This window comes from Clostridium tyrobutyricum (genome assembly GCF_019144085.1).
Classification (GTDB): Bacteria; Bacillota; Clostridia; order Clostridiales; family Clostridiaceae; genus Clostridium_B; species Clostridium_B tyrobutyricum_A.
In genome coordinates this window covers 1-7244 of the sequence record NZ_JAHHUY010000056.1, presented here as the reverse complement: position 1 = coordinate 7244, position 7244 = coordinate 1, and the positions used below count along the sequence as shown (strand labels likewise).

Sequence of the window (7244 nt, the reverse complement as noted above, 5' to 3'; positions counted from 1 at the left end):
TTCAATTCCCCGGTGAGCCACCAAAAGATAGTCTATTGGACTATCTTTTTTATTTATGCTATTCTTTATAAATAGTGTCTAAGAAACATTTTCCTGTCTTAGTTTTAAAATATTTATCTTTAACAGTTTTTATTTGATCATAATTTAGTTTATCCTCATAAGCATTAACTAAAAAGTCACCTTCAACTAATATTTGCAAGTCTATTTTATCAATTTTATTATAACTATGGTGATTACCTATTAAAAAACATATCCTATCTAATATATCTTTTTCTAATTTTATATCTTTAAGAAGTTCTCGAGCTATTGGGGGTCCCTCTAGTTCTTGATATTTTCCTGCAGTGCTATTATATTTTATTTTACTCTGTTTTATACCTATATCGTGAAGTATAGAAGATATTTCCAATACAAGCATTCCTTTTTCATCTAATCCTTCTAATTCACCTATGCTTTTACTAAAGCTGTATACTTTTAAAGCGTGATTTATTCTTTTAACATCATTATTAAAATAACTTATCATTTTGTTAATAACCAAACCAGATAATTTTGTCATAAATTCCTCCTAAGTTTTATATTTTATTGTAAAACGTGATAATATGTTATTATATACATAATAATCTATTTTAATTTATGTATCAATATAGATATATAATGGATTTGCAATTTATCCGATAGGAGGTAAAGAATGAAAGACTTAGATTTTTTGAAAAAAGTTTGCGAAGCTCATGTACCAAGTGGAAAAGAAAACATAATTTTTCCTATTATAAAAGATAATTTTAGTGAATACGCAGATAATATAAAGATTAGCAAATTAAATAATATATATGTACATAAAAAGGGTACAGGAACTAATACAGTAATGATAATGGCACATGCAGATGAAGTATTTTTAATGGTAGATAAGATTTTAAATGGAGGGTTCATTGAGTTTAAAACTTTAGGAATAGATACTAAAAGTCTTGTATCCCAAAAAGTTCTTATTCATGGAAGACATGATATATGCGGAATTGTAGCTTTAAAATCTAAAATAGTGGCTGATAAATTAATTGAAGAAAATTTGTATATAGATACAGGATTAAATAGTGATGAATTAAAATCCTTAGTTAGAATTGGTGATTATATTACATTAGATAGAAAGATGACAGAATTATTGAATTCTAATATTAGTTGTAAGTCTATTGATAACAGGGCAAGCATTGCATCTATGTATGTTTGTGCAGAAGAGCTTAAAAATGTAACTCCAGATTTGAATATTTATTTTGTTTGTTCATGCCAGGAAGAAGTGGGACATAGAGGAGCAGCAATGGCCAGCTATGACATAAAGCCAGATATTGGTATAGCAGTAGATGTAACCTTCGATGGGGGTTCAATGGGAGATTTGGATAGAGAGAATGCCTTAAATGGAGGACCAGTTATATGTATAGGCCCTAATATACACCCTAAACTTAGAGAAAGAATTATAAACACTGCTAAAAAATATAATATACCATACCAAATAGAAGTTGAACCAGGAAATACAGGAACTGATGCATGGGATATTCAGACATCACAAGGCGGAATACCTACTTTATTGATATCAATACCTATAAAATATATGCATACATCAGTAGAAATAGTTAATATGAATGATATAAGAAACACAGGAAGACTTCTTGCAAGATTTATTCAAGAGCTGAGTAGCAGTGAATTGGAGGGATTATTTTGCTTTTAGAAAAGCTATGTAATTCTATAGGACCATCTGGTTATGAGGGAGATACTAGAAATTTAATAAAAGATGAATTAAAGATTATGAATTTAGAATTTTCCATTGATAATATGGGAAATATTTTAGTTCATAAAAAAGGTAAAAATGATAAATCTAATTTAAAGATAATGCTATCAGCACATATGGATGAGTGTGGACTTGTAATTACATCATATAATAGTGATGGAACTCTAAAATTTTCAACTTTAGGTTCTATGGATATAAATTCACTTCCATGTAAAACAGTTTTAATAGGAAAACATAAAGTAAGAGGAGTAATAGGATTAAAACCAATTCATTTACAAAATAAAAAAGAAAGAACTCACAGTATATCTTTAAATGATCTTTGTATAGATATAGGTTCATATTCTAAAAGTGAAACTAAAAGTATTATAAATTTAGGAGATTTTGCACAATTTAACATACAATTTGAAAAATTTTCTGATAATATCATAAAATCCAAAGCTTTAAATGGTAGATTAGGATGTTCTATTTTGCTTGATATGTTAAAAGAAGATTCTGATTGTGATCTATATGCAGCATTTAATGTTCAGGAAAATATAGGACAAAGAGGTGTATTTGCATCTAATTATAGTGTAAAACCTGATATTTTTGTTTCTATTGATACAGTAAATGCAAATGATTTAGTGGATACTAAAACAAATAAGGATACTACGATATTTCTTGGAAGAGGTCCAATTATCCCATTTAAAGCTGGAATTTCTATGCTTGATAGATCTAATGTACAATGTATTAGAAGTATTGCAGAAAAATCAAATATAGTTTATCAAAAAATAGCAGGAACAAGAAAAGAAGGACAATCTACAGCTGCACAGCTTACAGGTTCAAGTATAAAAATTTTGTCTATATTAATACCATGTAGATATATGAATTCTATTGTGTCTATGTGTGATTTAAATGATTATGAAAATACAATAGAGTTATTAAAAAAATATATAAAATCATTTTAACTAGAGAGGAGTTGAAAGCTGCTTCATATGGCAGCAAATTTATGGATAATTTACTAGTAAATTTAATTAATTCATATGGAATTAGTGGCAATGAAGATAAGATAAGAGATTTAATAAGAAAGCATTTAAATGAGAATGGATATGATCCATATATAGATAGTTTTGGAAATATAGTTGTAAAAAAAGGTTCTGGAAAAAATAAATTAATGCTGTGTGCACATATGGATTCAACGGGTTTTATAGTTAATGATATATGTGAAGATGGTTTGATAAGTATGGAAAGTGTTGGTTCATTTAGGAAAGAAGATGTTTCTCATAGTTTTATAAGATTTGAAAATGGTACATTGGGAAAGATATATTGTTGTGAGTCTGGAATATTTGTAGATATAGGCATGAATAAAAAAGAAGATGTATTAAAAAATATTAAAGAAGGAGATACAGCATCTCTTATAGGACCTTATTTAGTAGTAGGTAATAATAATATAGTGAGTCCATTGCTTCATAACAAGATAGGATGTTATATACTTTTAAAACTTATAGAAAATTTTAAAAGAGAAGATATAGAAGTCTACTTTGTATTTTCAACTCAGGGTGAAATAGGAGGAGTAGGTGCAAGGGTTGCTGCAAAAATAATAGAACCAGATTATGCTGTTGTAATTGGCACTAAAAAATCAAGTTCTATTGATGAAAAGAAAAAAAATATAGATATAGGTAAAGGTCCGGTATTGAGAATAATGGATAAAACACTGATAATCCATCAAGATATAAAAGCTATGTTGGAAGATGCATCTAAAAAGTCAGATGTCAAATTACAGTATAGTATAGATAAAGATGAATCAGAAGGAGGACTTTTACATAAAGAGTTGTCTGGTATAAGAACTGGTGAAATTGATGTACCATGTAGATATAAGTATTCAATATCTGAAATGGTATCTATTGATGATATAGATGAAACAATAAAATTATTACAGGAATTAATTTAGAAAGGTTTTAAGATGAATAAAAAAATCAAATGGATACTTGTATTTTTATGGCTGATTTTAATATTTTACTTTTCAAGTCAATCAGGGGTTGCATCTGATGAAAAGAGTAAATTTATTGTATATCTATTTAATGAATTAGGAATAAATCTTAATAGCGTATTTGGGAATCTAGCAAATTTTGCAGTAAGAAAATTTTCTCATTTCACAGAGTATTTTATCTTATATATATTGTTGTTTAATGCACTATATGAAAAATCTAAAATGAAGAATACTTTTTTATTGACAATAGTAATAGTATTTTTATACGCATGTTCTGATGAAATACATCAGTTTTTTGTTCCAGGCAGATCTTCAAGAATAAGGGATGTTATAATAGATACTTCTGGAGGTTTTGCATCACTTTTATGTTGTTTGTTTCACAGTTGTAGAAAGAATAAATATAGGAGAGATTTATAGAATATGAAATATAAAATAAAAGATCTTTTATTGAATTATGAAATAGTAGGACATGGAAAACCAGTTATTATGCTTCATGGATATGCTGCAGATCATAGATTGATGATGGGATGCATGGAACCTATATTTAAAAATAGAAAAAATTATAAGAGAATATATATTGATTTACCAGGCATGGGTGAATCAAATAGTGAAGAATGGATAAATAATGTGGATATTGTACTTGATATAATAATTGATTTTATTAAAAATATTATTCCAAATGAAAAATTCATTATAGCAGGTGAATCATATGGAGGATATATATCAAGAGGTATAATTTATAAAATGGCAAATATGGTAGATGGAATTTTATTAATATGTCCAGTTATAATACCGAACATGCAAGATAGAAATTTACCTGAAAGAGTTGTTTTGATAAAAGATGAGGATCTATTGGGTAAATTATCTCCAAATGATGCTAAAGGTTTTAGTCAAATGCTGACAATTCAAAATAAGAGGACTTATAGAAGGTATGAAGCTGAAGTTGCATCTGGTGTAAAAGCAGCTGATCATGACTTTTTGAAGAAGTTAAAAAGAAATGGATTTAAATTTACATTTGATGTAGATAAGATTAATACAAAGTTTGATAAACCTGCACTTATACTTTTAGGGCATCAGGATTCTCGTGTAGGATATAAAGATGCATGGTGTATTATAGATAATTACCCAAGAGCTACTTTTTCAATATTGGATGGAGCGGGACATAATCTTCAAATAGAGCAGGAAAAATTATTTAATTGTTTGGTCAATGAATGGCTTGACAGAATTGAAAAATTTAAGCTATGGAAGCTCTAAAATTGTTTTAGAGCTTCCTTTAATTTTGTCCAGTCATTTACATACATTTGTTTGAAATCTTCATTTCTATTGTAGGTTAGAGATGATGGATGATACATGGGGAATATATATTTATGCAGTTGTTCATTAAAGAAAAGCACACCATGACAAGACCCTATGGTTTTAAAATTTGTTAATCTCTTTAATGGTATATTACCAAGAGTTATAATTATTTTAGGATTCACAATATTGATTTCTTCATCTAAAATATCCTTAAATAAGGATACCTCTGAAACTTTGGGAGTTCTATTTTTTATAGTTTTTCTACCAGTTTTTCCTTCGCTTATTTTTATGGGCCTAAAAAAACAGGTATTTGTTATTCTTACATTATCTCTTGTAAGCCCTACATAGTTTAGATATTTTTCAAAAGTTTTTCCTGCCATTCCTACAAAGGGTTTGCCTTCTTGAACTTCTGTTTTGCCAGGAGCTTCTCCTACAAATAATATATTACATGGAAGGGGGCCATCTCCCGTAATATATCCACTTATTGGTGAATTAATGTAGTTTTCAGATATTAATTTGATTTTTTCTTTGAGTTTTTCATATTCATGCATATGAATTGATCCTTTCTAGTTTATAGATTCACTTTATATAATTCTAATTTATTTATAAAAGTATTCTAGATGTAACTTAAAATATTTATATAGATTATACCAAAATATTATTTTATTAACTATAGTAATTATTATTTTAGTTGTAACGATACATTTTTAAAAAAATTTAAACCATGATATAATTTTTCATAATCAATAAAAAATTAGGAGTGAATTTTATGAAAGTTCCATATATAATGACACCAGGACCAACTGAAGTTAGTGAAAATGTAAGAATTGCAAGGAGTATAAGATGTACTAATCCGGATCTGGATAATAAATTTTATGACTTTTATAAGGAGACTTGTAATAGATTAGGTAAAGTTTTAAATACTAAAAATGAAGTTAGAGTATTGTGTGGAGAAGGAATATTGGGATTGGAAGCAGCATGTGCATCTTTAACTGAAAAAGGTGATAGAGTTCTTGTAATAGATAATGGAATATTTGGAGAAGGATTCGCCGATTTTATAAGATTATATTGTGGGGAAGTAGTGTTTTTTAAAGCGGATAGAAAACATGCAATAAATGTAGAAGATTTGAAAGAATTTTTAGATAAGGATAATGATTTTAAATATGCTACAGTAGTTCATTGTGATACTCCATCTGGAGTTTTAAATGATATATCAAAAATATGTCCATTGCTTAAAAAATATGGAATATTAACTGTAGTAGATAGTGTTGCAGCTATGGGAGGCGAGAATTTAGAAGTAGATAAATGGAATATAGATATAGTTATAGGCGGATCCCAAAAATGCATTTCAGCGCCTCCAGGACTTACGATTGTAAGTATAAGTAAAGATGCCTTTTCGGCTATGGAAAATAGGAAAAGTCCTATAGGGTCTTTTTATTGTAATTTACTCGTTTGGAAAAATTACTATGAAGATAAGTGGTTTCCATATACGCCTCCAGTAAGTGATATATATGGTTTAAGAGAAGCTGTAGATAATATGTTGCAAGATAAGAAAATATTAAATAGGCATAAAAATATAGCATCTAGTACAAGATATGCAGTAAGAAAAGCTGGGCTTAATTTGTATACTGAAGATGGATACTCTAGTACAGTTACTGTAATACAAGTACCAGATGGAATTCGGGACGATAAACTTAGAGAATATATGGAGGAAAATTATGATGTAATGATAGCTGGTTCATTTGGATATTTGAAAGGAAAAGTTATAAGAATAGGACATATGGGTGAAAATGCAAGATATGATAGAGTAAGTTATACTCTATATGCTCTTCAACAATCACTGGAGAAGTTTGGATTCAAGTGTGCGTGTGACATGTCTTCATGTTTTTTAAATAGTGTTAAGAATACTGAAAACAAACATAACCTAGTGTATCAGTAGGCGAAAAATGTAGAAATATATAGAATGTAGGAGTAATTATGGAATAAATATATTAGACAGGTAAATTGATGTCAAACAGGATAAGAAGCTGTGATATAATAATATTCGTTGTCACGGAAGCGAAGCAACAGAAGTTAAATCAACAGTTTTTATTATAAGAAATAAATTAATAAAAAAGTGTTGACAAACAAAAAGCCAAGTGATATACTATAAAAGCTGTCTGAGTAAGACGGCAGGAAACAAGAAGATGAATGATCCTTGAAAATTAAACA

The 7244-nt window shown here is 28.2% G+C and carries 8 protein-coding genes; 6 read left to right on the top strand and 2 right to left on the bottom strand.

All coding sequences use genetic code 11. The annotated features are described in order from the left end of the window. Positions 1–58: 58 nt before the first annotated feature. A complete protein-coding gene (locus KM800_RS14740; protein ID WP_217813767.1) occupies positions 59–553 on the bottom strand; it encodes an HD domain-containing protein in 495 nt (164 codons plus the stop codon). A gap of 132 nt (positions 554–685) precedes the next feature. Between KM800_RS14740 and KM800_RS14735 the strand changes: the two genes are divergently transcribed. From KM800_RS14735 to KM800_RS14715, 5 genes are read left to right on the top strand one after another with little or no spacing between them, the layout of a single operon-like run. After that, the gene (locus tag KM800_RS14735) at positions 686–1711 is read left to right on the top strand and encodes a M20/M25/M40 family metallo-hydrolase (RefSeq protein ID WP_217813766.1); all 1026 of its coding nucleotides are present in this window, start codon (positions 686–688) and stop codon (positions 1709–1711) included. Further along, on the top strand, positions 1702–2715 hold the full coding sequence (locus KM800_RS14730) for a M42 family metallopeptidase (protein ID WP_217813765.1): 1014 nt from the start codon (positions 1702–1704) through the stop codon (positions 2713–2715). The genes KM800_RS14735 and KM800_RS14730 overlap by 10 nt, the downstream gene beginning before the upstream one ends. Positions 2716–2756: 41 nt before the next feature. Continuing rightward, positions 2757–3698, top strand: coding sequence for a M42 family peptidase (locus tag KM800_RS14725; protein WP_217813764.1), 942 nt, complete (start codon positions 2757–2759; stop codon positions 3696–3698). A 12-nt stretch (positions 3699–3710) separates the two neighbouring features. Beyond that, a complete protein-coding gene (locus tag KM800_RS14720) occupies positions 3711–4154 on the top strand; it encodes a VanZ family protein (protein ID WP_217813763.1) in 444 nt (147 codons plus the stop codon). A 3-nt stretch (positions 4155–4157) separates the two neighbouring features. Further along, the gene (locus KM800_RS14715) at positions 4158–4991 is read left to right on the top strand and encodes an alpha/beta fold hydrolase (protein ID WP_217813762.1); all 834 of its coding nucleotides are present in this window, start codon (positions 4158–4160) and stop codon (positions 4989–4991) included. On the opposite strand, the gene KM800_RS14710 is transcribed toward KM800_RS14715, so the two are convergent. Next, positions 4988–5584, bottom strand: a complete 597-nt coding sequence (locus KM800_RS14710; RefSeq protein ID WP_217813761.1) for a uracil-DNA glycosylase — start codon at positions 5582–5584, stop codon at positions 4988–4990. The genes KM800_RS14715 and KM800_RS14710 overlap by 4 nt on opposite strands. A 218-nt stretch (positions 5585–5802) precedes the next feature. Between KM800_RS14710 and KM800_RS14705 the strand changes: the two genes are divergently transcribed. Beyond that, on the top strand, positions 5803–6972 hold the full coding sequence (locus tag KM800_RS14705) for a pyridoxal-phosphate-dependent aminotransferase family protein (protein WP_217813760.1): 1170 nt from the start codon (positions 5803–5805) through the stop codon (positions 6970–6972). The last annotated feature ends 272 nt before the right edge of the window (positions 6973–7244 follow it).

Excerpts from the sequence above, each read along its gene's own strand:
- KM800_RS14740 (WP_217813767.1), bottom strand. The coding sequence starts at position 553 with ATGACAAAATTATCTGGTTTGGTTATTAACAAAATGATAAGTTATTTT.
- KM800_RS14735 (WP_217813766.1), top strand. The coding sequence starts at position 686 with ATGAAAGACTTAGATTTTTTGAAAAAAGTTTGCGAAGCTCATGTACCA.
- KM800_RS14725 (WP_217813764.1), top strand. The coding sequence starts at position 2,757 with ATGGATAATTTACTAGTAAATTTAATTAATTCATATGGAATTAGTGGC.
- KM800_RS14720 (WP_217813763.1), top strand. The coding sequence starts at position 3,711 with ATGAATAAAAAAATCAAATGGATACTTGTATTTTTATGGCTGATTTTA.
- KM800_RS14715 (WP_217813762.1), top strand. The coding sequence starts at position 4,158 with ATGAAATATAAAATAAAAGATCTTTTATTGAATTATGAAATAGTAGGA.
- KM800_RS14710 (WP_217813761.1), bottom strand. The coding sequence starts at position 5,584 with ATGCATGAATATGAAAAACTCAAAGAAAAAATCAAATTAATATCTGAA.
- KM800_RS14705 (WP_217813760.1), top strand. The coding sequence starts at position 5,803 with ATGAAAGTTCCATATATAATGACACCAGGACCAACTGAAGTTAGTGAA.